At 38.0% G+C, this 23,420-nt stretch carries 23 protein-coding genes; 14 read left to right on the top strand and 9 right to left on the bottom strand.

All coding sequences use genetic code 11. The annotated features are described in order from the left end of the window. Positions 1 to 563: 563 nt before the first annotated feature. Entirely contained in the window at positions 564 to 1,439 is an 876-nt protein-coding gene (locus tag FXW34_RS12845) for an SDR family oxidoreductase (RefSeq protein WP_147534401.1), read from the top strand. Positions 1,440 to 1,900: 461 nt separating this feature from the next. Here FXW34_RS12845 and FXW34_RS12840 read toward each other — a convergent pair whose 3' ends face one another. Continuing rightward, the gene (locus tag FXW34_RS12840) at positions 1,901 to 2,731 is read right to left on the bottom strand and encodes a hypothetical protein (RefSeq protein WP_147534400.1); all 831 of its coding nucleotides are present in this window, start codon (positions 2,729 to 2,731) and stop codon (positions 1,901 to 1,903) included. Between the two features lie 240 nt (positions 2,732 to 2,971). Between FXW34_RS12840 and FXW34_RS12835 the strand changes: the two genes are divergently transcribed. Continuing rightward, positions 2,972 to 3,394 (top strand): VOC family protein, encoded by a 423-nt coding sequence (locus FXW34_RS12835; protein WP_147534399.1) that lies wholly within the window; start codon positions 2,972 to 2,974, stop codon positions 3,392 to 3,394. Between the two features lie 158 nt (positions 3,395 to 3,552). On the opposite strand, the gene FXW34_RS23370 is transcribed toward FXW34_RS12835, so the two are convergent. Together FXW34_RS23370 and FXW34_RS12825 are read right to left on the bottom strand one after the other, a co-directional pair. Then, positions 3,553 to 3,801 (bottom strand): YjcZ family sporulation protein, encoded by a 249-nt coding sequence (locus FXW34_RS23370; protein WP_246141029.1) that lies wholly within the window; start codon positions 3,799 to 3,801, stop codon positions 3,553 to 3,555. A gap of 315 nt (positions 3,802 to 4,116) precedes the next feature. Continuing rightward, on the bottom strand, positions 4,117 to 4,947 hold the full coding sequence (locus FXW34_RS12825) for a protein-glutamine gamma-glutamyltransferase (RefSeq protein WP_147534398.1): 831 nt from the start codon (positions 4,945 to 4,947) through the stop codon (positions 4,117 to 4,119). Between the two features lie 383 nt (positions 4,948 to 5,330). Between FXW34_RS12825 and FXW34_RS12820 the strand changes: the two genes are divergently transcribed. The 4 genes from FXW34_RS12820 to FXW34_RS12805 all read left to right on the top strand — a co-directional run bounded on the left by FXW34_RS12820 (position 5,331) and on the right by FXW34_RS12805 (position 8,437). Continuing rightward, entirely contained in the window at positions 5,331 to 6,383 is a 1,053-nt protein-coding gene (locus tag FXW34_RS12820; RefSeq protein WP_147534397.1) for an inorganic phosphate transporter, read from the top strand. 102 nt (positions 6,384 to 6,485) lie between these two features. Then, entirely contained in the window at positions 6,486 to 6,836 is a 351-nt protein-coding gene (locus FXW34_RS12815) for a DUF2200 domain-containing protein (RefSeq protein WP_147534396.1), read from the top strand. A 170-nt stretch (positions 6,837 to 7,006) separates the two neighbouring features. Next, positions 7,007 to 7,879 carry an SDR family oxidoreductase gene (locus tag FXW34_RS12810; protein ID WP_147534395.1) on the top strand — a complete coding sequence of 291 codons (873 nt, stop codon included), beginning with the start codon at positions 7,007 to 7,009 and terminating at the stop codon, positions 7,877 to 7,879. 132 nt (positions 7,880 to 8,011) lie between these two features. After that, the gene (locus tag FXW34_RS12805; protein ID WP_147534394.1) at positions 8,012 to 8,437 is read left to right on the top strand and encodes a hypothetical protein; all 426 of its coding nucleotides are present in this window, start codon (positions 8,012 to 8,014) and stop codon (positions 8,435 to 8,437) included. A 54-nt stretch (positions 8,438 to 8,491) separates the two neighbouring features. On the opposite strand, the gene FXW34_RS12800 is transcribed toward FXW34_RS12805, so the two are convergent. Next, positions 8,492 to 9,112, bottom strand: a complete 621-nt coding sequence (locus FXW34_RS12800) for a TetR/AcrR family transcriptional regulator (RefSeq protein ID WP_147534393.1) — start codon at positions 9,110 to 9,112, stop codon at positions 8,492 to 8,494. A gap of 186 nt (positions 9,113 to 9,298) precedes the next feature. Here FXW34_RS12800 and FXW34_RS12795 point away from each other — a divergent pair, with 186 nt between their 5' ends. The 6 genes from FXW34_RS12795 (at position 9,299) to FXW34_RS12770 (ending at position 15,027) form a co-directional block, all read left to right on the top strand. Beyond that, complete coding sequence (locus FXW34_RS12795) at positions 9,299 to 10,858, top strand: AMP-binding protein (RefSeq protein WP_147534392.1); 1,560 nt, start codon at positions 9,299 to 9,301, stop codon at positions 10,856 to 10,858. A 16-nt stretch (positions 10,859 to 10,874) separates the two neighbouring features. Continuing rightward, a complete protein-coding gene (locus FXW34_RS12790; protein ID WP_147534391.1) occupies positions 10,875 to 12,185 on the top strand; it encodes an MFS transporter in 1,311 nt (436 codons plus the stop codon). Positions 12,186 to 12,263: 78 nt separating this feature from the next. Continuing rightward, positions 12,264 to 13,403: a thiolase C-terminal domain-containing protein gene (locus FXW34_RS12785; protein WP_147534390.1), complete on the top strand. Its 1,140-nt coding sequence runs from the start codon at positions 12,264 to 12,266 to the stop codon at positions 13,401 to 13,403. Positions 13,404 to 13,408: 5 nt separating this feature from the next. Further along, positions 13,409 to 13,705 carry a Zn-ribbon domain-containing OB-fold protein gene (locus FXW34_RS12780; protein WP_147534389.1) on the top strand — a complete coding sequence of 99 codons (297 nt, stop codon included), beginning with the start codon at positions 13,409 to 13,411 and terminating at the stop codon, positions 13,703 to 13,705. A 165-nt stretch (positions 13,706 to 13,870) separates the two neighbouring features. After that, positions 13,871 to 14,479, top strand: coding sequence for a helix-turn-helix domain-containing protein (locus FXW34_RS12775; protein ID WP_147534388.1), 609 nt, complete (start codon positions 13,871 to 13,873; stop codon positions 14,477 to 14,479). Between the two features lie 158 nt (positions 14,480 to 14,637). Further along, positions 14,638 to 15,027 (top strand): globin domain-containing protein, encoded by a 390-nt coding sequence (locus FXW34_RS12770; protein ID WP_147534387.1) that lies wholly within the window; start codon positions 14,638 to 14,640, stop codon positions 15,025 to 15,027. 91 nt (positions 15,028 to 15,118) lie between these two features. On the opposite strand, the gene FXW34_RS12765 is transcribed toward FXW34_RS12770, so the two are convergent. Beyond that, on the bottom strand, positions 15,119 to 16,945 hold the full coding sequence (locus FXW34_RS12765; protein WP_147534386.1) for a sensor domain-containing protein: 1,827 nt from the start codon (positions 16,943 to 16,945) through the stop codon (positions 15,119 to 15,121). 260 nt (positions 16,946 to 17,205) lie between these two features. On the opposite strand from FXW34_RS12765, the gene FXW34_RS12755 reads away from it, so the two are divergent. Continuing rightward, positions 17,206 to 17,781, top strand: coding sequence for a peroxiredoxin (locus tag FXW34_RS12755; RefSeq protein WP_246141027.1), 576 nt, complete (start codon positions 17,206 to 17,208; stop codon positions 17,779 to 17,781). A 141-nt stretch (positions 17,782 to 17,922) separates the two neighbouring features. On the opposite strand, the gene FXW34_RS12750 is transcribed toward FXW34_RS12755, so the two are convergent. Beyond that, positions 17,923 to 18,108, bottom strand: a complete 186-nt coding sequence (locus FXW34_RS12750) for a hypothetical protein (protein WP_147534383.1) — start codon at positions 18,106 to 18,108, stop codon at positions 17,923 to 17,925. Between the two features lie 233 nt (positions 18,109 to 18,341). On the opposite strand from FXW34_RS12750, the gene FXW34_RS12745 reads away from it, so the two are divergent. Further along, positions 18,342 to 19,793 carry a glycoside hydrolase family 1 protein gene (locus FXW34_RS12745; RefSeq protein WP_147534382.1) on the top strand — a complete coding sequence of 484 codons (1,452 nt, stop codon included), beginning with the start codon at positions 18,342 to 18,344 and terminating at the stop codon, positions 19,791 to 19,793. Positions 19,794 to 20,955: 1,162 nt separating this feature from the next. Here the strand turns inward: FXW34_RS12745 and FXW34_RS12740 are convergent. From FXW34_RS12740 to FXW34_RS12730, 3 genes are all read right to left on the bottom strand, one after another. Beyond that, on the bottom strand, positions 20,956 to 21,648 hold the full coding sequence (locus FXW34_RS12740) for a YczE/YyaS/YitT family protein (RefSeq protein WP_246141026.1): 693 nt from the start codon (positions 21,646 to 21,648) through the stop codon (positions 20,956 to 20,958). A gap of 210 nt (positions 21,649 to 21,858) precedes the next feature. Beyond that, positions 21,859 to 22,146, bottom strand: a complete 288-nt coding sequence (locus FXW34_RS12735) for an HNH endonuclease (protein ID WP_147534381.1) — start codon at positions 22,144 to 22,146, stop codon at positions 21,859 to 21,861. Between the two features lie 274 nt (positions 22,147 to 22,420). Then, a complete protein-coding gene (locus tag FXW34_RS12730; RefSeq protein ID WP_147534380.1) occupies positions 22,421 to 23,308 on the bottom strand; it encodes an oxidoreductase in 888 nt (295 codons plus the stop codon). Between the last annotated feature and the right edge of the window lie 112 nt (positions 23,309 to 23,420).

Here is a 23,420-nt window from a genome sequence, read left to right as displayed (position 1 = left end):
AGGAGCTCTAAAATAATTTCTGTGATGGTTGAACCTTCCTAAAAATGGAAAATGGGGGTTTTACTTAAAATCGGTCTTTTTTAAAGAAAAAGGGTGGTTGACTTATTTACCATTATACGCTGTCACCGCCCGAAAAATCTTGTTTCACAAAACACCTGTGAAACAAGAAAAACCGGGCGGTGACAGGCACCCAGAAACTTTGTTATACTGGAATTATATTGAGGAATGGAGGCTTCCTGATGATTGATATCCTAGCTTTGAACCGATAATTTTATACGTTCAAAGGCTCTGCTTATGCTCAGAGTAATAGGATAAATCTGTCTTCTAATAGAAACCTTTATTTTGCGTTTGTTTATGGTGAAATCGCCTACTTTTCCGTTTAAAATAAGTGAGAAATCCATTGAAACATACGTTGAACAGGGGACAACAAGAAATTGTTGTTATTTTAATAATAAAGATGAATCCATTAAATTTTTTAACTTCTAGAGCATGGGCAGATTGCCTGTGCTCTTTTTAGGGTTTTAAAAGTACTAAAAATCAACATTTAAGGAGGAGACTATCCTATGTCAGTTAATCATGTTGAAAATTCACGAGTTTGGTTCATCACAGGTGCGAGCAGTGGACTAGGCTATGAATTTGCGAAGAAGGCATTAGAGTCAGGTGATCAGGTTGTTGGTGTTGCGAGAAATATTGAGAAGTTGCACGCTCTAAAAAGCCAATTTGAGGGAATGTTACTTCCTTTGAAACTGGATGTTACGGATCGTAATGCTGTTTTTACTACAGTGGAAACGGCCTTTAAACATTTTGGGAAAATTGATATTGTCGTAAACAATGCCGGCAATATGGTTCTAGGAATGATTGAGGAATTTAGTGAGAATGAAGTTAGGTTTCAAATGGAAACGAATTTCTTTGGTGCTGTTTGGGTGACGCAAGCCGTTATGCCGTACTTGCGGAGTCAAGATTCAGGTCATATTATACAAATCTCTAGTATTGGTGGGTTGATAACTGGTCCGATGTCGGGAGTATACAGTGCTAGCAAGTTTGCATTAGAAGGATTTAGCGAGGCGCTAGCACAAGAAGCTGCTCATTTTGGTGTAAAGGTTTCGATTGTAGAACCTGGAGGTTACTGGACCAATCTTTATTTGAAAATGGGTTTTGCCACACAGAATAACGAGTATGATTCATTACGTGAGGAGCTGGCTAAGCAAAATCCAACCGAATCAGTTGATAGTGATCCGAAGCTAGCAGCAGAAGCTCTGATGAAACTAGTGAATTGTGAGAACCCACCACTCAGATTGATTTTGGGAAGCTTTGTTTATGATATTGCCATTAAAAATACAGAAAAACGGCTTTCTTCATGGAAAGAGTGGGAAGAGGTTAGTCGTTCTGCTGAGCATGGTATACCTGCACCAGATGGGTATGGAGAAAGCGAGCAGTAAAAGAGCAGTTGATGATAAGTTTGGTAAAAATTACAATGAATTGATTATTCTTGGAAAAGTATCCCAATTTATACGATATAGTATAAATATCAACTAGTTAAATTTCTCTTTGAAAATAAAAATAAGTTCATGAAGGGGAGTGAAATATGGACCTTCATATGATTCTATCACTATTGTCAATCATCTTGTTTCTATTATCCACTTTCCAGTTTTACCAAATTTGGAATAGTTTTAGGAGTATCAACATTGGTGATAAGATTTCTAGCGAATTAAGTTATGAAGGTAGAAAAAGAACTAAGTTAGCGATGATATTCATTATTTTGGGTGTAATTTTGAATTTGATAGGAATATTTATCAGGCCATAAATATTGGGATTTTTACAAAAAAGAAATGGATTAGGTGACCTGTCATTAGGAGAGCCTCATCCATTTCTTTCTATCTATCTTCGCAAATTTTAAAAATTACTCCCTTTTTAGTCCTAAACAATCTTCTTCAGGCTTGATGTGTATTTGTATCCACGACTGACTACCTGCTTTACGAAATTGGGCGATTTCAACATCGGTTCCGTTTGTTAAAGTGAAAAAAATAATGCAATAATCTGCCCCATTATGGCCACGGAAGCAAATGTTTTTAATATATCCATTTGTTATAGTTTGGTATCTTTGTTGGATTAACTTACACCACTCACCAAATTTAATATCTACCACATTTTCCCCATCATGGTCCCAGCCGTGATATGGGGCGCACAGAAAATCCTCCACAATCTTACTTATATCTGAAATTCGATAACCGCCTTGCTCGTGAATGAGTTGAATAAATCCGTAATAGTACCCAAAGTATTCCGCTTTTTGTCCCTCAAATCCCTCAATTGTTTCAATTTCATAAAAGAATCTTATTCCACCGCTGTCATCTGGCACTCTACAAAGCTTGATCAAACTTGTATGTCCAATTCCCGCAAACGAATGAACATATTGCTCGTAGCTTAATTTTTTTTGATAAGCCTTTGACAAAAAGTTATAGGCAATTGGAAAAGGACTAGTTCCTTGACCAACTGAACCACAATGTCGCCCAAGTAAATTTGCAGCTTCTCGCAAAATACTAAAATAGTTCAGAAGGGTGTCCTCAGGGGTTTTTGCCAATTCAGCCGGAATTTGAAATTGGTCATAGGCTTTATCATAATATGGTGCGAAGAACTCCCAGGTGTCAAACCTCAGATTGAGAGCTGGAAAGCAAGATGGTCGAAAATATTTTTTATGATACGTAGTTTTGTCGATTTGATTTCGTTGGAACACAATCATCACCCCATAATTAGTTTATGGGTGAATGCTAGATGAGTGAAAAACAAGGTGTTTATGGTACTTTCTGTGTTACAAGTGGTTATAATGGAAATGATAAGGGACCGTAAAACAGTTTTAATGAAAAATGCTGGTGATTTGTATCATGGAGGAGCTCAATGAAACAGTTCCGAGGAAAATTCCACGAGTAATGTTTCATGGCCCAGTTCGATAAAACACTTACAAGGAGAATTAATTATGAAACCACGAATTTCTGTCATTACATTAGGTGTAGATGATTTGAACAGATCATTGGAATTTTACCGAGATGGACTTGGGTTATCGACGGAAGGGATAATCGGCGAGGAGTTCGAACATGGTGCTGTCGCGTTTTTCGATTTACAACCTTCACTAAAACTTGCCCTTTGGAATCGGAAGGATATTGCTTATGACACTAAACTTGGTGTAACTCCAGCTAGTCCTACTGATTTTACGATTGGTCATAATGTTGGTAGTCAAGAAGAGGTTGATATGGTCATGAAGCAAGCTGAGGAGGCTGGTGCGACAATAGTAGTCCCACCTCATGAAACGTTTTGGGGAGGATATTCTGGATATTTTCAAGATCCAGACAAACATGTTTGGGAAGTGGTTTGGAATCCAGCATGGGAGCTAACGGAATAAGCTTATTGACTCCGATTGGTGAAAAAATTTCGAAGGATTCATGAAATTAGGATGAATAGTACCTGATATTATTAGGGGCGGCAAGAACTGGTCACTATTTTATAAAAAAATCCTGTACAAACATAAGCTGTACAGGATTTTTTTAGTATGTGGGATAGTTAATCTCTATAAAAGGTATAACCACATGCCCCAACAATGATTAATAAGATGAACAACACAACAATTAAGACAAAATCATTGCAGTTATCTGGAGGGCAACAATAAGCATAAGCAGGTGCTGGATAGCAATGATCCATAGCAGGAGCTGTATACGTAGGCATTGGAGCAACATTTGGCATTGGTGCAACATTCGGCATAGGCGCAACATTTGGACCCATATTTGGCATAGCGTTTACGTTAGGATACATTTTCAAATTTCCCCTTTGTTTTAGTATTTCTATAACAATAGAATACTCTTAAAGGTGAAAATGGAGCCCGTCTAACATAAAATGGGTTAATGTCATAAGTGTGCCTAAGATTTGAACGGACACAGAGTTCCTTATTTGCCGTAAAAAGCCTTCAAAGAAGAGATTTGCGGACACCAGATACCTTATTTAGGCGAAATCTTGAATGGTTAACCATTTTTTGTGCAAATAAAGGATCCAATGTCCGCTGCCATCTCGACATTGCTGATTTAAGCAAAAATAGCGGATGGTATGTCCGCAAAAATTGTATGTCTTAGTTCATTCCAGATAATATAAATATTGGGCATTCGATATGGCGCTTTTGTTATGGTGCACAACATGATGTTGTAATTTATTTGTTCGATAATCTCTTTGTAGACTTGCCAAACTGGCTAGATGGGTAAAAGAAGGTCTTGTCACTAATCTCGTTAAATAAGCAGATTGATCACTGTCGGATTTTCTCTTTGTATTAAGAAGTCTAATCATTTCATCTCCAGTCCTGATGGAAAACCCATGTCCAAAGAACTTTCCATCATTTAGAAGGACAGCACTAAGTCCATTAAACCATGGAGTTCTTGGCTCATAGTCAGGATTATTAAAGTAAACAACATCGCCAGGTATAAAATAATTTGAATAATTAGTAATGATTTGAAGATCAGAGTCAGTGTGCCAGCTATAAAGATAAAGATTTTGAAACAGAGAATTAAATAGTGTGCTGCCAATACTATATAATACGGCATGGTAAAAAATGATAATCGAAGCGGTTGCGCATTCAAATGCATAAAGTGAACCGTTCCGAAAGATATCTAGAATCGCTACAGAGGGTTTTACACCAGGTTTTAACAGAAATCCACCCGCTGCTGTTAGTTGCCAGTATTTAGGATTACAGCGTGCCCTTTTAAAGCTTCGAAACAAAGCTTTACTTTGATTCATCTCTTTTGCACTCTTTATGATGTTTTTCCGTACGTTTAGTTCAAACAGTAATTCACCGATGGAATGATAAGAATAATTAACAGGTGTCTGCTGCATCGAGCGAATAATCGATTTTTCAATATTCCCAAGCTGCCACTTGTCATCTAGTTGAAACGTAACCCCTGATACTTGTATCATACAATCCTCCATTCCAACTCCATTTTTCATTTCTTTTTACCTATCGTATTCTCAAGACGCTATTATCATGTTTTTTATCCATTCCCTAACGGTTGGCATCTTAGATAAAATGATGCGACCATTCTTTCCCATTTTTCTGAAAATTTAACAGAATAGTCACAAGGATTATGAATGTAAATGGAGAAATTTCAAAGTGAAGGAATTTATTGCAAAATGGTGAGTGCCCAAAGTTGATGGGGGCAGTATTTGTCTAACTGAAATATAGAGGTATTTTCAATAATAAAAACTCGGAAAAAATGAAAATTGAACCGAAGGAAGATGATGATGATGCTTGAAATTCGATTGGTGCCATCCAAATTGAGTTTGCAGGGAAGTCATAAATTATGGAAATAACAATCCTCGATTTCATATCTGAATTAAGCGTATACCCAGCACTGAGCGTAACGACAATCCTTACTTTGGGCGTGATTCTTGTCAATGGGTGGACGGATGCACCGAACGCAATTGCAACCTGTATTTCGACTCGTGCGATGAAGCCAAGACCAGCAATCATAATGGCAGCTGTGTTTAACTTACTTGGTGTTATAGCTGTGACTGTCGTAAATCAGAAAGTGGCAGAGACAATTTACAATATGGTCGATTTCCATGGTGATGTTGATGACGCATTAGTCGCGTTATGTGCCGCTATGACAGCGATTGTACTTTGGGCAACGGCAGCATGGGTATTTGGAATTCCTACAAGTGAGAGTCACGCATTAATTGCCGGGCTATCTGGAGCAGCAATCGCATTACAGGGTGGATTTTCTGGAATTAATGGCAGTGAATGGATAAAGGTCCTCTACGGCTTAGGGCTTTCCACAGTACTAGGCTTTGTGCTGGGATATGTGGTCGTAAAACTGGTTGGATTAATCTGCAGTGGGATGAAGTATCATCAAATGAGCAGTTTTTTTGGAAAAGCTCAGATTACGTCCGCCGCCGGGATGGCTTTTATGCATGGGGCACAGGATGGCCAAAAATTCATTGGTGTATTTTTGCTTGGAATGTTTCTTGCGAAAGGGCAGTCACAAACCGGTGAAGTCGTCATTCCAATATGGCTCATGATCCTTTGTGCAGTGGTTATGGGTCTTGGAACATCTATCGGAGGACAGCGCATAATCAAATCTGTCGGTATGGACATGGTAAAATTAAAAAAATATCAAGGGTTTTCTTCCGATTTTGCAGGTGGATTGTGTCTATTACTCTCAACTGTGAGCGGTATCCCGGTTTCAACAACACATGTAAAAACAACGGCGATTATGGGCGTTGGCGCTGCAAAGAATATTAGGAATGTCAATTTGGCCATTGTCCGTGAAATGGTACTGACCTGGGTGCTCACATTCCCTTGTTGTGGATTGGTCGGCTACTTAATGGCAAAGCTGTTCCTATGGTTATTTTAGTACGAGAAATGGGTATAGACGCATAGATACTAGATTTTGCTTTTCCAAGGATAAGATTGCATACTATTTATATATTAATTTACATGTAAAGGTGGATGGTTCATGTCCAAGCATAGAATTTATACAACGAGTGTTGTAAGTGTTTATCCCCATTATGTTACAAAGGCAGAGAAAAAAGGACGCACGAAGGAAGAAGTTGATGAAATCATTCGTTGGTTGACCGGATATAGCCAGGAGGAGTTAGAGGTTCGACTCGAAGAAAAGACAGACTTTGAGACGTTCTTTGCGGAGGCACCCCAACCAAATCCTTCCAGGGCTTTGATCAAGGGCGTAATCTGTGGTTATCGAGTCGAAGAAATCGAAGAACCGACGATGCGAGAAATACGCTATTTGGATAAGCTAGTAGATGAGCTAGCAAAAGGAAAAGCGATGGAGAAGATTTTACGAAAATAAAAAACTGTTGTTAATCAATATCAGGGACAGGGGGACAGATTTGTTTCCCTGTTTCTTTCATTTTCACGAAAAATATATAGGGTTTTCTTGTTAAATGATTTTTTAATCCTAATATTTTCAAGCTTTTCTCCAAAAACTAACAGGTGAAACCATCACCTGGAGGTATTAACATGAGTAGCAATCAAAATCAAAAGAAGCCCACTTTTCCGGCCCAGCATCAGGACAGGCAGCCTGGAGTCGAAACAGACATGAATCCACGTCCAACCTCAATTAGCCCCACATACAAAGCTAGTGGAAAACTAGCAGGTAAAACGGCGATTATTACCGGTGGAGACAGCGGTATTGGGAAGGCTGTAGCGCTTCATTTTGCCAAGGAAGGGGCAGATGTTGCGATTGTCTATTTGGACGAACACGATGATGCCGGGGAAACTAAACAGCTGATTGAAGCGGAAGGTCGCAAATGCCTGTTGTATGCTGGCGATATCGGCAATGAAGATTTTTGCAAAAGTACCGTAAACAAAATACTATCAGACTTCGGGCAACTTGATATTGTTGTTAACAATGCAGCTGAGCAGCATCCGCAAAATAGCTTGTTGGATATTACATCTGCACAACTGGAGAAAACATTCCGAACCAATATTTTTTCCTATTTTTACATGACCCAACTGGCATTACCCCATTTGAAAAAAGGAGCATCGATCATCAATACAACTTCAATTACAGCCTACCATGGCCATGAACAGCTCATTGACTATTCCGCAACAAAAGGGGCCATTGTTTCTTTTACTCGTTCACTGGCGTTGTCACTTGCTGCCCAAGGAATCCGGGTAAATGCTGTTGCACCTGGCCCGATTTGGACTCCACTCATTCCTTCCACTTTTACAGCCGATCAGGTTGCCACGTTTGGCTCTGACACACCGATGGGAAGAGCCGGGCAGCCGTTCGAGCTGGCACCGGCATATGTATATTTGGCCTGTGATGATTCTAGTTATGTAAGCGGACAGACCCTTCATATCAATGGTGGCACCATTGTAGGCGGATAAGAAAACATCGGACTCTTTCGATGTTTTCTTTTCTAATTTGAAAAAAACCATAGAAACTCGTCGGAAATAGGTTTTCCAATGGAACACAATTGGAATGGTGTTTTAGGGCATAATATCTTTGAGGTGAATCATGTGATTAAAAAGATATTTGGCATCATCATAATATTTCAATTCGTTTCTACGATAGCAAGTGCTCAAACAAACCGACAAATAGAAGTTTTTGAAATAAGTAAAGGCAAAGTGATCGCAATTGTTCAACAGAATCCCCAATTACAACAGGAAGTCAAAACATTTCTTGAGGGGATATCCGGCGTATATGTAAAATATAACCCAATTCCCAAAACAGGATATATGATAAGAGTTCCGTTAGAACCTCCTATAATGGTGAAAAATCAATGGTTTAATGACCTTGTAGATGAAGTAACCATCATCTTTTCCGGTCAGGAAAATCCTTATATTATGGTTTTTGATGATGAAAATAGACTGCATTTCCTTACATTTGAACGCGACACAGCCCACTTCTTAAGGTTATTAGATTATGAAAAATGGATGAGGTGAATCTTAATTTGGCTAGCCTAATCCATTTTTCTACTATGCACCGGGTGTAACCTGTTAACTGTTATTAATCACTTCATTGCTATTCACTAAGCCTTTTAGAAAAATAGATATAAATGATTTCGCTTCTTCATTTAGATTGAATTTGTCACCAAAGGAAAGCCAATCGTAAAGGGTTCCGCGCATACATCTTGAAATGAACAGGCTTGTTTTATCTATTTCTATGGATGTTGGTAGTTCTCCATGATCAACGGCTTCATGAACAAATTGATTTAATATTTTATATAAGCTTCTGTCCGTATTGGCGAAAAAGTTTGCTTCATTTTTGACTAATCCACTCGTATAGACACTTCGCATCAAATCTTCGCCGAGTTCATTTTTCAAGTAAGTCATTTGCGCATCGAAAAGCGCAATGACCTTTTCCTCAAAGTGCAAATCGCTTGGTAAGTTTCGAACAAAATTCTCATAAAATGAATCTATTTCTTTAAATTTTTCGATAAAAATATCGTATTTAGAAGAGAAATGGCCATAGAATGCTCCTTTTGAACTTTTACTTTTCCGAACGATTTCATCGACGCTTACCTGGTTAAATCCTTTTGTTTCAAATAGTTTTAATGCTGTTTGGTAGATTCTTTTTCTAGTTTCTTCAGCTTGTTGCTCTCGTGTTTTCTTCTTCATAACTGAACACCTACTCATTTTTCTTAACACCTATATTAACATAATTCAATGAGCAAACCCAACACTTATTCCGAATTTACAAAATAGTCAGAAAATAATATTGACAATTAAATTGATTCTATATTACATTATTAATAGACTACGGTCTATGAAAAATGAAAACGCTAACAGAAAGGGGAGTTTAAGATGGATATATTAGGGAAAAGAACGCTTCGGTCACTATTAGCCACTAAGGTCAAGCAGCACGAGGATAAAGTGTTTATACATTTTGAAGATGGTCATGAAAAGCGATATAAAAAAACGTATAAACAATTTCAAGAAGAAGTGAACAACTTAAGTCATGCTCTTTTGAATTTAGGGATTCAAAAAGGGGATCATGTTGTCCTGCATTTACCAAATAATATCGAATTTTTAACGACTTGGTTTGCGTTAGCGAATATTGGCGCCATTATGGTACCAACCAATATTTTATCACCGGCTGATGAGATGAAATATATTATTAATCATTCTGAGGCCGTTGTTTTAATGACAGAAGTTGAGTATTTAGATAAGTTTACTCAAATAAAAAGTGAGTTACCAACGATTCAGAATACGATTCTCACACGTTGTGAACAAGCAATCGATGGTGTATTACATTTCAACGCATTATTAAAAGTGTCACCGAACCAGCCAAAAGCTTTACCAGAAGTTAAGTCGGAGGATGTTGTCGCGATGCTTTATACTTCGGGCACAACTTCCAAACCGAAGGGCGTCCAGGTTACGAATGCCAATTATATTTATGCAGGTGAATTATTATCAAAATCTATTAATCTCAATGAGAACGACCGGCCATTCATCGTTTTACCACTATTCCATGGTAACGCGCAGTATTATTCAACGATGTCTGCGCTTGTAGTTGGTGCAAGTATTGCCCTCACAGAGAAATTTAGTGCCACTCGTTATTTTAAACAAGCAAAAGCGCTTGGCGGAACGGTTGGTTCCCTATTTGCTGCCCCATTAAGAATGATTTTAGCAAAGGAATATGATGAAAATGATCGGGATAACTCTATCAGATTAATCCTATTTGCACAGTCGATAGCGGAACACCAAATTGCCGATTTTGAAAATAAATACGATGTAAAGCTCCTACAAATGTATGGGATGACAGAAACGATTGGCGTTCCATTAATCAATCCGATCAACGATATTCGGAAAAATATGAGTATCGGAAAACCAAGTATTGGCTATGAAGTGAAATTACTTGATGAAAACGGGATTGAAGTGCCTGAGGGTGAAGTCGGCCAAATCGCTGTCAAAGGAGTTCGAGGCCGAACGTTGATGAAGGGTTATTTTAAAAATGAAGAAGCAACAAGGCAAACCTTCAACGGAGAGTGGTTATTAACAGGGGATAATGCTTATGTCGGAAGTGATGGCTATTTTTATTTTGTAGACCGGATGAAGGATATGATTAAGCGTTCTGGTGAAAATGTTGCAGCCAACGAAGTCGAGAGCGCGTTAGTCGAGCATGAAGCGGTTTATGAAGCAGCTGTCATTGGTATTCCAGATGAGATGCGTGATGAAGCCATCAAGGCATATGTCATTTTAAATAAAGGTTTTACTGTAACAGAAGAAGCACTAATTGAACACTGCCGCGAAAAACTGGCGAAATTTAAAGTCCCAGAGTTCATTGAATTTGTTGAAGATTTCCCTCGTACACCTGTTGGGAAAATCCAGAAACATATATTACGCAAGTTAATATCCATTTAAGAAAGAAGGGAATTAGATGAAAAATTTTAGGATTTTATTAGCCAGTTTGGCAGGTTCCGTTATTGAATGGTATGATTTCTATCTTTATGGAACAGCAACAGGACTTGTATTTTCTACATTATTCTTTCCGACACAGGATCCGTCTATTTCGATTTTAATTGCCTTTGCCACTTTCGGAGCAGGTTATGCTGCAAGACCACTAGGCAGTATTATTTTTGGACATATGGGAGACCGCATCGGCAGAAAGGCCTCGCTCATGCTGACCTTGATTGGGATGGGGGGAAGTTCGTTCTTAATTGGTTTACTTCCAACCTATGCTCAAGTTGGTTTAATAGCGCCAATCGCGCTGGTTGTTTTACGTTTACTTCAAGGTGTTGCGCTCGGCGGCGAATGGGGCGGAGCCGTATTACTAGCAACTGAATCTGCGACAAAAGGTGTCCGTGGATTCTTTGGTTCAATTCCTCAATTAGGTGTACCGATTGGCTTAGTACTCGGAACATTTAGCTTTACCATGATTAGCTCATTAACGACTGAAGCACAATTTATGGCCTGGGGCTGGAGATTACCATTCTTATTCAGTGCGGTTTTAATTGTATTGGCGATTTGGATTCGTAGCGGGATTGAGGAAACACCAGAGTTCAAGCAGAAAAAGGAACAAGGCGAGCTTGCCAAAGTACCTATTGTAGAAGCTTTTAAAAATAATAAAAAGGATATTCTTCGCCTAATTGGATTAAAACTTGGAGACGGCTTTTTCAATGTATTCCTCATGTCATTTATCTTGGTATATGCAACGACTTATCTAGGCTATAGCCGAGATGTCGCATTAACTGCATTAACAATAAGTTGTGCAACGATGATTCTAACAATTCCGTTGGTTGGGTATTTGTCAGACTTTATCGGCCGTAAAACGATTTATATCAGTGGTGTTGTTGCATTGTTATTACTTGCGATTCCGTATTTCTCATTCATTCCGCAAAGCACAACGATGTTTTACGTTATGCAGGCCTTGATGTTAGGGGTCTTCTGGGCAGCGATTTTCTCAACGCAAGGGACATTTTTCTCGGAGTTATTCCCAGCCAACGTTCGCTATACAGGACTTGGGCTAGGTTATCAGGTCGCTGCTGCTATCGTCGGATTTGGACCGATGCTTTGGACAGAAATGGGTGTATTATATGGGGCATCACCTTATATATTTGGCGGATTTATGGCTGTAGGACTACTGATTTCATTAATCTTAGCGATATATTCACCGGATACACGAAAAGTGACCCAATATAATGATCAAATCGTCATTGCGGATCCAATTCAAAAAACAAATCAAATGTAGGGTTATTTTTCAAAAGTTGCTAGGTTTAAATTTTTTAGTGATTTAAGTTGAAGGTTACGCTTATTCGTAATAAAGGGGATGTTAGAGGTGGATATTTTTGTAAGTGGTGTTGGGATCACACCTTTTGGTAAACACAATGAATCTTCGTTAAAAGAGCTTATGCTAAAAGCAGCAAGGGATGCGTTGAATGATGCGGGACATCCAAAAATCGATGCAGTCATTGTTGGAAACTTTATGGGTGGGGCTATTACCAATCAAGAAATTCTAGGCTCGATGCTTGTCAATGATTTAGGGCTTGGCTATATTCCAGCATTAAAAGTAGAAGGAGCATGCGCATCGGGAGGCATCGCGATTCGTCAAGCTGTCATCGGTATTTTAAGTGGTGCTTATGAAAATGTGTTAGTTGTCGGTGGAGAAAAAATGAAGCACGCTTCAACAGAAGTAGTGACTCAAGCGATTAATGCAGCAATGGATAATAGCTCTAGTGAAAAGAATGCAGGTTTGACCTTTCCTGGTTTCTTTGGATTACTGGCTAATCGATATATGTACGAAAGTGGAGCAACTAAAGAGCATCTCGCCAATGTTGTTTTACAAAATCGTTCCTATGCCGTCAATAATCCACTAGCACAATTTCAAAAGCCGACCACACTAGAAGAAGTGATGCAAGCTAAACAGATAACAAATCCACTTGGCTTGTTTGACTGTTCTCCAATCACAGATGGTGCAGCGAGTGTAGTGTTAAGTAAAAATCCAAGTCCGATTAAAATTCGAGCATCTGTCCAGGTGTCTGGGCCAACAAATATTCAGGATTTAGATTCAGTTCTGCAAATTCCTGCGATTATTGAATCTGGGAAACTGGCGTACGAGCAAGCTGCATTAGGTCCTTCTGACATTGATGTGGTAGAGGTTCATGATTGCTTTTCAATAACTGAGCTTCTAGCAATTGAAGGTTTAGGCTTTTCCAATCGTCTAGAAGCATGGAAATTTATTCAGGAGGGGCATGCTGGATTAAATGGGAAAACACCAATCAATACAAGTGGAGGTCTTCTGTCTAGAGGTCATCCAATTGGAGCAACAGGAGTGGCGCAGTTTATCCAAATTGTCCTTCAATTAAGGGGACAAGCATTTAATCAGGTAGAGCATGCTCGCATAGGGATGGCGCAAAATTTAGGTGGTACTGGAGCATACTCTGTTGTACATGTATTGGAAAGGGTGTGAGTACGATGATGATTTATGAATTTAAAGACAAGAGCTATTTAACAAAGCCCTTTACGTCTGAGTCTGAAAATGAACAAGTTGTGGAACGTGAAATTTCTGGTGAAGGTACTGTTTATTCAGTCACAACGATTTACGTACCACCGGCGGAATTTGCACAAGAAAGTCCTTATACCGTTGCGATTATTCAACTAAATGATGCAGCTCTTAAAGTAACAGCACGAATGGACGAACCAGTTCAAATTGGGGAAACGGTTCATTTTACGAAATTTGAAAATGGGGCGTATCATTTTAGAAAAATATAGATTGATAGTTTGAAGAAACACAACAATTAAATGGTATTACACATGATGAAGGGGGGCTATGTTGCCTCCCTTTTTGCTTGTGGAAGAAAGTGGATTCTACTGAATATTGACTGAGACAATATTTTAAGGTAATATTGTCTTAGACAATATTTTAGGAGGGTTATTATGGTTGGATTAGAGTATATCTTGAACTTATATCATATGGAGCATCAAGTTTTAGCTGATAAGTTAGGAATCAAAAAGCAGAATATTAATTTATGGATCAAGGGAAAACAAAGTATTTCCAAAAAGCATCTCCCGCTTCTTTCTGAGATATTTGGCCATGAGGAAGAATATTTTCAAAAGGAACTCGATGATGTTGATAAATTAATGATCCAAAAAGAAAAGCTGAGACAGGAGTTAAAGCCGCAGGTAGTGGATTATGAAACTGATATTACGCTAGGCAAAGATGCAGAGTTTATAGGGAAACCCATTTATAACAAAGTTGAATTTAACGAAATTAATAAAGAACTAGAAAAAGCGCAGCTCGTTGCAGAATTTAGGGAGGTTGTATCGGGGATCGACAATCCGCTAGAATTGCAACTGATGAGTCAATTAAGCATGCTTTTGAGGGAACGTCGACAGGAAACGATTTTTGAATACACGATAGACGCGTTGTCTCATTATTATGATGTTCTCCCAGATTGGGTTGGTGAGCCAGAAAGTGATGAGTTTGTCGAAGAATTTCTCGAACTTGCGGCTCAGCATGATAAACAAAAAATAGAGGAGAATTAATTTATTTACTAATTGATTTTATGTGTAAAGCCTTATTGAGGAATCAGAACTAAATCAAGCTTTCAATGATAACTGTGATTCATATCATAAAACCCAACCTGGTTACCCGTTATAATAAGTAAAAAAAGGAAAAAGCACACTAGGATGGGGATGGCGTTTTGGAAAATAACAATTCACTTTACACGAAAATTGGCGGCCAGGACACAATTGATAAACTTGTAGATGCTTTTTATCCACGTGTCTATCGAGACCCGGAGTTAAGACCACTTTTTGAAGGCGATATGGAAGAAATCAAGCGGAAGCAGAGATTGTTTCTACCGCAATTTTTAGGTGGACCAGCGCTGTATAGTCAAGAATTTGGACCTCCTGCAATGAGAGAGAGACATCTTCCTTTTGAAGTTACACCAAAGAGAGCAGCCTGTTGGCTTCGCTGCATGAAAGAAGCATTTACAGAGGTTGGCCTTGATTCACACCCGGCAGGACCCGCTTTTTATGATAAGTTAACTCAAGTTGCTGGAATTATGGTTAATAGTCCAGATCAAGATTAGGCAGGCATGCCAAGTTAATAAAGAATTACAAAAAACCAACAGCACTCCTTATTGGAATTGATGCTGTTGGTTTTATTTTTCTTTTACATGATTAGGCTAGCACTTTTAAATAGTTTTCCTCTATTTCTTTTGCAGTTTTAGGTTTGCTAAAATAAAACCCTTGACCGATTGCTGCTTTCAATTTTAATAGATGATTTAATTGCTCTTTTGTTTCAATTCCTTCTGCGACAACCTGTAATCCAAGATTACAACCTATTTCGATAATCGTTTTTACAAGCTGATAATCTTTTGGATCAATTAACAAGTCACGAATGAAGGATTGATCAATTTTAAGAGTATCAATGGGTAAATCCTTTAGAACATTTAGGGAGGAATAACCCGTTCCAAAGTCATCAATCGAAATGTTAATTCCCAATTCTTTTAAAGAACGCAGAGTGGGTAGCATTAACTCCGAATCTTCCACTACACTTTCAGTAATTTCTATTTCAAAGTACTTTGCATCAATATTGTATGACTTCAAGCTTGAAGCAATAACTTTAATTAATTCTTTATCGCGAAATTGTCTCTGAGAAACATTTACGGATACAGGGACTAATGGGAACCCTTGCTCTTTCCAAATTTTTAATTGATTAAACACTTCATGAATGACCCACTTACCGAAATTTGTAATTAGGCCCGTTTCTTCTGCAATCGGGATAAATTCCTTTGGTGAAATGATGCCGAGCTCCGGATGAATCCAACGAAGGAGAGCCTCGAATCCTACGATATCTCCATTAGTTAAATCAAATTTTGGTTGATAGACGATGAAAAGTTCTTTATTCTTCAAAACTTTTCTTAACTCTGTATCGATCAATGCTTTCCGACTTTGTTGCATTTCAAGCTTTTTTGTAAAAAATTTGAATGTGTCTTTTCCAACTAATTTAGCATGGTACATAGCAGTGTCGGCTGTTTTTATAAGGTCGTGGATATGTGTGGTGTTTTCAGGATAACGACTGATTCCAATACTTGCAGTAACATAGAGTTCCTTACCCTTAATGTAATAAGGTTTTTTAGCTTCTAGAATGATAGTACCTGCAAGATTTTTTACAAAATCAACATCCTTTCCTACAACAATCATAATAAATTCATCACCACCATGATGGTAGGCATGAATATAATCGTTTTCAAAGGAAAGAAGTCTGTTTGCAACATTTTTCAATAATTCATCACCAAAGTCATGGCCTAAAGTATCGTTTATTAATTTAAAATGATCTAAATCTAGGAAAAGTAGAGCAGTGTCTGCTTCGATTTGCTGACAAAGTGCTAAATCTGCAAGTAATCGCCGTCGGTTTGGTAAGTCCGTTAGATCATTGTGTTCAGCTATATATTTAATATGCTCTTCATAATTCTTTTGCTCAGTAATGTCTCTAACGAAGCATATCGTATTCTTTGATTCTTTAATATGGGATAAGGAGATTTCGATTGGAAAGGTGGTTCCATCTTTCCGAACGCCGATTAGCTCTCCTTTCCAAATCGAATACTTCATTAATTCGATTATTACATGTTTATTCATATGCTCGGAAATCTTTTGGGGGAAACATTTAGTCCAATTAAGTGTTAAAAATTCATCTTTACTATAACCGTACAAATTGGCATACGCTTCGTTTACGAAGATAAACTGCCCAGCTTCGTTCATAATTCCAATTGCTTCAGCCGCAGAGTCCATGGCAAAAGAATAGTCCAATAATACAGTTTTGGTTGTACCAAGCTCCTTTTTGGAAATGAGATATTTATCAATTTGCAGGCCGATCATCCAACCGATTGCTGTGTTTAATAAATGAGAAAAAATCATTGAAGGGTTAAAATCGCCAAATTGATAGTTAAACACATTTACAAAAAAGACAATTCCAGCTAGGATGATTCGCCAAGTGTATTTCATAACTCTCTCCTTCCTCACTAAAGGATAGGTGGTGGAATTAAATGTTAAATATGGTATCACCTTCATAATAGTAATATAATTTTAATAATTCAATGACTTTTCGCACTATACAAAAGCAATGTGGTTAAAGTGTGTTATGTGGCATCTTTTGAGCAAATATATACGAACGGTGATGTCGTTTTAAAAAATTATGATTCACTAATTAGTTGTCTTATACATATAGATAAAAGAGTATTCTTTGATGAGGAGGACATTGTCATATGTATGAGGACTACGAACAACCATTTTGTGCACAGACAACTGATAAAGCACCCTTATTTGTGGCAGAAGCTTACGACAATGTTGAAAAGAAAATGAAGGAAATTCGCTTACAAAGCTTTATTGGAAAATGGGTCATTTTATTTTTTTATCCTAGTGATTTTACTTTTGTTTGACAGACAGAGTTAGCAGCGGTCGCTGCTATTTATCATCAATTTAGGGCATTAAATGCAGACGTACTTGCCATAAGTACCGATAGTGTAAATTCCCATAAAGTTTTTACCGAAGTTTCTTCTGCTGCAGCTAAGGTGACGTTTCCTTTATTAAGTGATCGGACACAAAAAATAAGTAAAGCATACAGAGTTTTAAATGAAAAAACTGGAGCTACATTCCGCGCAACAATCATTATCGACCCAGAAGGAACGATTGTTACCAGATTTGTAAATCCTCCGGAAGTTGGTCGAAATATTTATGAGATTGTAAGAATTATCCAAGGGGTTCAGTATGGTAGAAGAACTGGGCAAGGAGTCCCTGCTAATTGGGTACCGAGTGATTCTGGTATGATGAGGGATCCATAATTCAATGGCAGAATTTAGAGAGCTTGCAGCGATTTCATGTGATGAAAATAAAAATGATGCTGATTCAAAAATCAACATCATTTAGAAATTAGTCATTAATTTCATCTATAAACTTATCTATGGATAGATCCTTGTTAAGAGTTACTTCCCAACTATTGCCATTACTCCTTTATAGATTAGATAAAGGGAGAAGACTAAGATGGCTATAATACCAATCATGGAAGTGACTGGTGAAATGCTTGCTAAGAAAGTACCTGCTAGTGGAACTTTGATTAGCGCGAAACCTGCTAAAATACAAGCTAACATTAGAAAAATTGTACGATCCATATGCCACCCCTCCTTTCTTACAATATAGTATGTACAAGTTGTACAAGATGTCACTTAATCTATGAAATAATCAATTTACGGAAATAACTGAATTAAAAAGTCTGGCCTATCATAAATCATGGATGGTTGTTAGAAATGGACTTTAGGCACGTATGGATGAAATCAATCCTGACGGGGAAATTAATCTTACCGGATGGAAGGTTTTAGAAAATACGTGTTGGAGGACCGTGATAATGACCCAAAAAAGTATTAGATTTCCCGAAGGATTTTTGTGGGGCGGAGCTACTGCAGCCAACCAGATGGAAGGCGGTTTTCATGAAGGGAATAAGGGTTTAAATATTGCCGATGTTCTGCCAGGAGGCAAAGTCCGTCTTAAAGTATTACATGAGCCGGGCTTCAACTTCGAGATTGATGAATCAAAGTACAGCTACCCAAACCATGAGGCCATCGACTTCTATCATCGTTATAAAGAGGACATCGCACTATTCGCCGAAATGGGCTTTAAAGTTTTCAGATTATCGATTGCTTGGACGAGAATTTTTCCTAATGGTGATGAACTGGAGCCAAATGAGGAAGGCTTAGCCTTTTATGATCGAGTATTTGACGAACTTCATCATTATGGAATTGAACCGGTTGTAACGATTTCGCACTATGAAATGCCGTTAAACCTTGTTAAGGAATATGGTGGGTGGAGAAACCGTGAACTGACTACATTGTTTGAAAGATACGCGAGGGTTATTTTAAAACGCTATCAAACTAAAGTGAAATATTGGATGACTTTCAACGAAATAAATAGTGCGCTGATCATGCCAATCATGAGCATGGGCTTTGCCATTCAAAAAGAGGAAGACCGCTATCAGCCAATATATCAGGCATTCCATCATCAATTTGTCGCAAGTGCCTTAGCCGTAAAAGCCTGTCATGAGATAATCCCTGGTTCAAAAATCGGCTGCATGATTCTATATGCTCCAGTGTATTCGGTTGATGCTAATCCACTTAATCAATTACACGCGCTTCAAGAGGAACGGATATTCAATTATTTCTGCGGTGATGTTCAAGTGCGTGGGGAGTATCCTTCGTTCATTCAGGATTATTTTAATAAACATGGTATTGAACTGGCTATTCAGGCAGGCGATTTAGAGTTAATCCGCGAGTATACGGTTGACTACATTGGCTTTAGCTATTACATGTCTCGGACTGAGAAGATTGATAAAACAAAAGATGATATGACACAAGGAAATATCCTGTTTGGTGTGAAAAATCCATTCCTAAAAGTTAGTGACTGGGGCTGGGAAATTGACCCGATTGGTTTAAGGATTTCCCTAAATAAATTGTATGACAGATACAAGGTTCCTCTATTTGTCGTAGAGAATGGACTAGGAGCCTATGATAAGGTCGAAGAGGATGGCTCAATTCAGGATGATTATCGGATTGATTATATGCGAGAGCATATAGCGGCAATGCGGGATGCGATTCATGAAGATGGGGTTGATTTAATGGGTTATACAAGCTGGGGTTGCATTGACCTTGTCAGTGCCTCAACAGGCGAAATGTCCAAACGCTACGGCTTCATTTATGTCGACAAGCATGACGATGGCAGCGGCACATTGGATCGAAAAAGGAAAAAGTCCTTCTTTTGGTATAAAGACGTTATTGCATCGAATGGTGAAAAATTGTTTTCATGACAGTATTTTTGGGTGGAAATAACGAAACGGATGTCCGCTGGCTTTTTTGGCGGACATAGATGCCCTTATTTTGATAGAAATGGCGTGTTTTTGGATTTAAGCGGACACAGAGGACCTTATTCATGTGAAAATCACAGAAAAATGCCCATTGAGGGTCAAATAACGTACCTGGTGTCCGTTAGCTCTAGCAAAACAGCATTATTTGTGGAAATAACGTACCTGATGTCCGCTAATTTTTTTACCGGACATAGATGACCTTATTTTGATAAAATTGCCGTGTTGTTGGATTTAAGCGGACACAGAAGACCATATTCATGTGAAAATCACAAAAAAATGCATATTGATGGTCAAATAACGTACCTGGTGTCCGTTAGCTCTAGCAAAACGGCGTTTTTTGTGGAAATAACGTACCTGCTGTCCGCTAACATATTAACCGGACATAGATGACCTTATTTTGATAAAATTGCCGTGTTGTAGGATTTAAGCGGACACAGAGGACCTTATTCATGTGAAAATCACAGAAAAATGCCCATTGAGGGTCAAATAACGTACCTGGTGTCCGTTAGCTCTAGCAAAACAGCATTATTTGTGGAAATAACGTACCTGATGTCCGTTAGCTCTAACAAAACAGCATTATTTGTGGAAATAACGTACCTGATGTCCGCTAACATATTAACCGGACATAGATGACCTTATTTTGATAGATTGGCGTGTTGTTGGATTTAAGCGGACACAGGTGACCTTATTCAAGTGAAAATCACAGAAATTAGACCATTGAGGGTCAAATAACGCACCATATGTCCGTTAGCATTAGCAAAACAGCATTATTTGTGGAAATAAGGCACCAGATGTCCGCTGGCTTTTTTGGCGGACACAGATGACCCTATTTTGATAGGAATGGCGTGTTGTTGGATTTAAGCGGACACAGATGACCTTATTTTGATAGATTGGCGTGTTGTTGGATTTAAGCGGACACAGATAACCTTATTTAAGTAAAAATCACAAAAAAATGCCCATAGAGGGTCAAATAACGTACCTGGTGTCCGTTAGCTCTAGCAAAACAGTATTATTTGTGTAAATAACGCACCAGATGTCCGCATAAATCCCTGTCGCTCAACGCAAACTTTCTTTTCATATAATGCCCCCTAAATAGACATTTTGTTTACATACTACCAAATTTATCAGTCGTTTTATTTAATTCTTTTTTGCTATGGAAAAGGAATGTAAATGTTCGGTCTAATGTTTCGTGTTTAACTTTTGTTGGGTCAAACTTGAGCAACTTAAAGGTTGTTTGAACGCAAAATCCTATTGCAAACGCAGAAATAATGGTTCCGAATCCAACCATACCCCCAAGCCTCCATCCGGCCAAGACTGCCAACAGCTCAATCGTTCCCCGACAGACACCAACAGGTAAGCCCGTTTTTCTAGTGAGTGCCACCATCAAACTATCTCTTGGACCTGCACCGAATCCTGACCCTATATAATAGTAGGAAGCCAAAGCGATAATAAACAATCCAACAATCATCATAAAGATACCTAACATATAATTGCTCGCAACGGGAATTAGATGAAATCCAATCAATACATCTAGAAACAATCCGATTAACACCATATTTAGAATCGTACCGAGTCCGAGTTTCTCACCTAATAATACTGTGATAATTCCAATTGCTACGCCTGCAAAAATTGAGACGGTACCAATACTCATCCCGATTGTTTTGGCCAATCCAACATGAAAGACATCCCATGGTGCAAATCCTATATGAGCATTCATGGTGACGACGATACCAAGTGAGTATAAAAATAGTCCAAAAATTAAACGCAATATACGGTTAAAAAATAGTTTCATAGTCATTTCTACTTTCTCTATAAAATAATCAATGCTAGATTGTGTTAATTTTTCATAGTATTGATATGTTATACAAATATATCATAATTAGAAACAAGTAAACATTCTAAAAATTTACAACTTTATCAAACTATGACGATGGACTGAATTGCGGTAGAAATGAGGAAACGGAAAAACAGGAACATAATAACAGTACGGGGAGATTCTGGCTCGCATTCACCGTTTTCGCTTTCGATCATTGGATTTTTTAATTTTCATTAATTTGGTGGGCGGTTGTTTTCGAATCCATTTAATGAATCGGGATAGTTGGTCATCATCTTTTAATTGAGAAATAGTTGTGAGGCGACTGGCAATTTCTGTATTTGTATAAAGAGCGTGGATTTGCTTATGACAGGGAATACATAGGTTGGCAGTTGGGCCAAATGTGCCACCTTCTTCTTTAGGCAGTAGATGATGGACAGTTGTTTCAACTGGTTCGCGGTCACAAAGCTCACATTTCGCCATAAATATGCCTCCTGTCGAATCGTTTACTTTCTATTATGTGTAAATATCCATAATAAGATTAATCTTATGGACATAATTATGACTTGTGCGTTGATGAAATAAAAAGATTTACTTCGATATAGACTAGCGTTATCCGGAATTTTCTGCCTAAATTTCATAACAATAAGCCATGCAACATAAAGGATGCATGGCTTATTGTTTATACGCTTAACAATACGTTTTTTCAAAAAATTTAGTATTAGTTTTCTACCAAAAAAAGAATCGACTTCGCAAATTAATCTAGATTAAACTTCACGGATGTTAGTTGTTCTGAAACAGTCCATAATTTCTCCATGGTTGATTTATGATAGACATGGTGTCGAGGAATTTCAATGGTAGGATTGCCTTTTCGATTGCCTGCACCATCAGGTCCGATATATTCGCCACCTACTAATGTATTATCAGTTGCAGCCATTATTGTAGGTAATGCCCCTTTTTCAGCTGGTTGAGCAATTAGTTTTAAGATTGGCTTGATATACCAAGGTTCTTTTTCCTTTCCAATTCTAAATAGATTGGTTGAGGAAATGCCAGGATGCGCTGCTAAACTAATTGTTTTATACCCATTACGTTTTAACCGTTCGTCAAGTTCTTTTGCAAACAGAAGGTTCGCTAGTTTACTTTGACTATAAAACTTCATTGAGCGATAGCCCTTTGAACCATCAAAATTATCAAAATCAATACTGCCAGTTCGATGGGCAATTGAACTTAGTGTGACAACACGAGGTTGTTTGGCCTTTTCCAATAATGGAAGCATTAAACTGGTTAGAGCAAAATGCCCTAAATGATTGCATCCAAATTGAAGTTCAAATCCTTCTTCCGTTTTGGAGAAAGGGGGGATCATCACCCCAGCGTTATTTATTAATAAGTCTAACGAATCGTATTTCTTGGAAAAAGCGTCTGCAAAATGATGAACCGTTGTTAATTTTGCCAAATCTAAATATATAACATCAACTTTTGCTTGAGGAAATAACTGTAGTAGCTCATTTTTTGCGGCTTCTCCTTTTTTTATATCTCTGACAGCCATGACTACGACATTTCCGGTACTTACAAAATACTTGGCTGTTTCCAGTCCTAATCCACTATTTGCACCTGTAATGACAACAATTTTTTCAGATATATCCATACACCCCTATAAGTTATTCTCGGTATATCGAAATCCTCGTTTGATTAAACAAACGAGGATTTTACTATGGTATTAGGTTTATAGAATACATCTAAAATTAATATTTTTCTAC

The sequence above is a fragment of the Bacillus marasmi genome (assembly GCF_902168435.1).
GTDB lineage: Bacteria > Bacillota > Bacilli > Bacillales > Cytobacillaceae > Bacillus_BU > Bacillus_BU marasmi.
The sequence above is the reverse complement of the archived record's forward strand: the minus strand, read 5'-3'. Positions and strand labels throughout refer to the sequence as shown.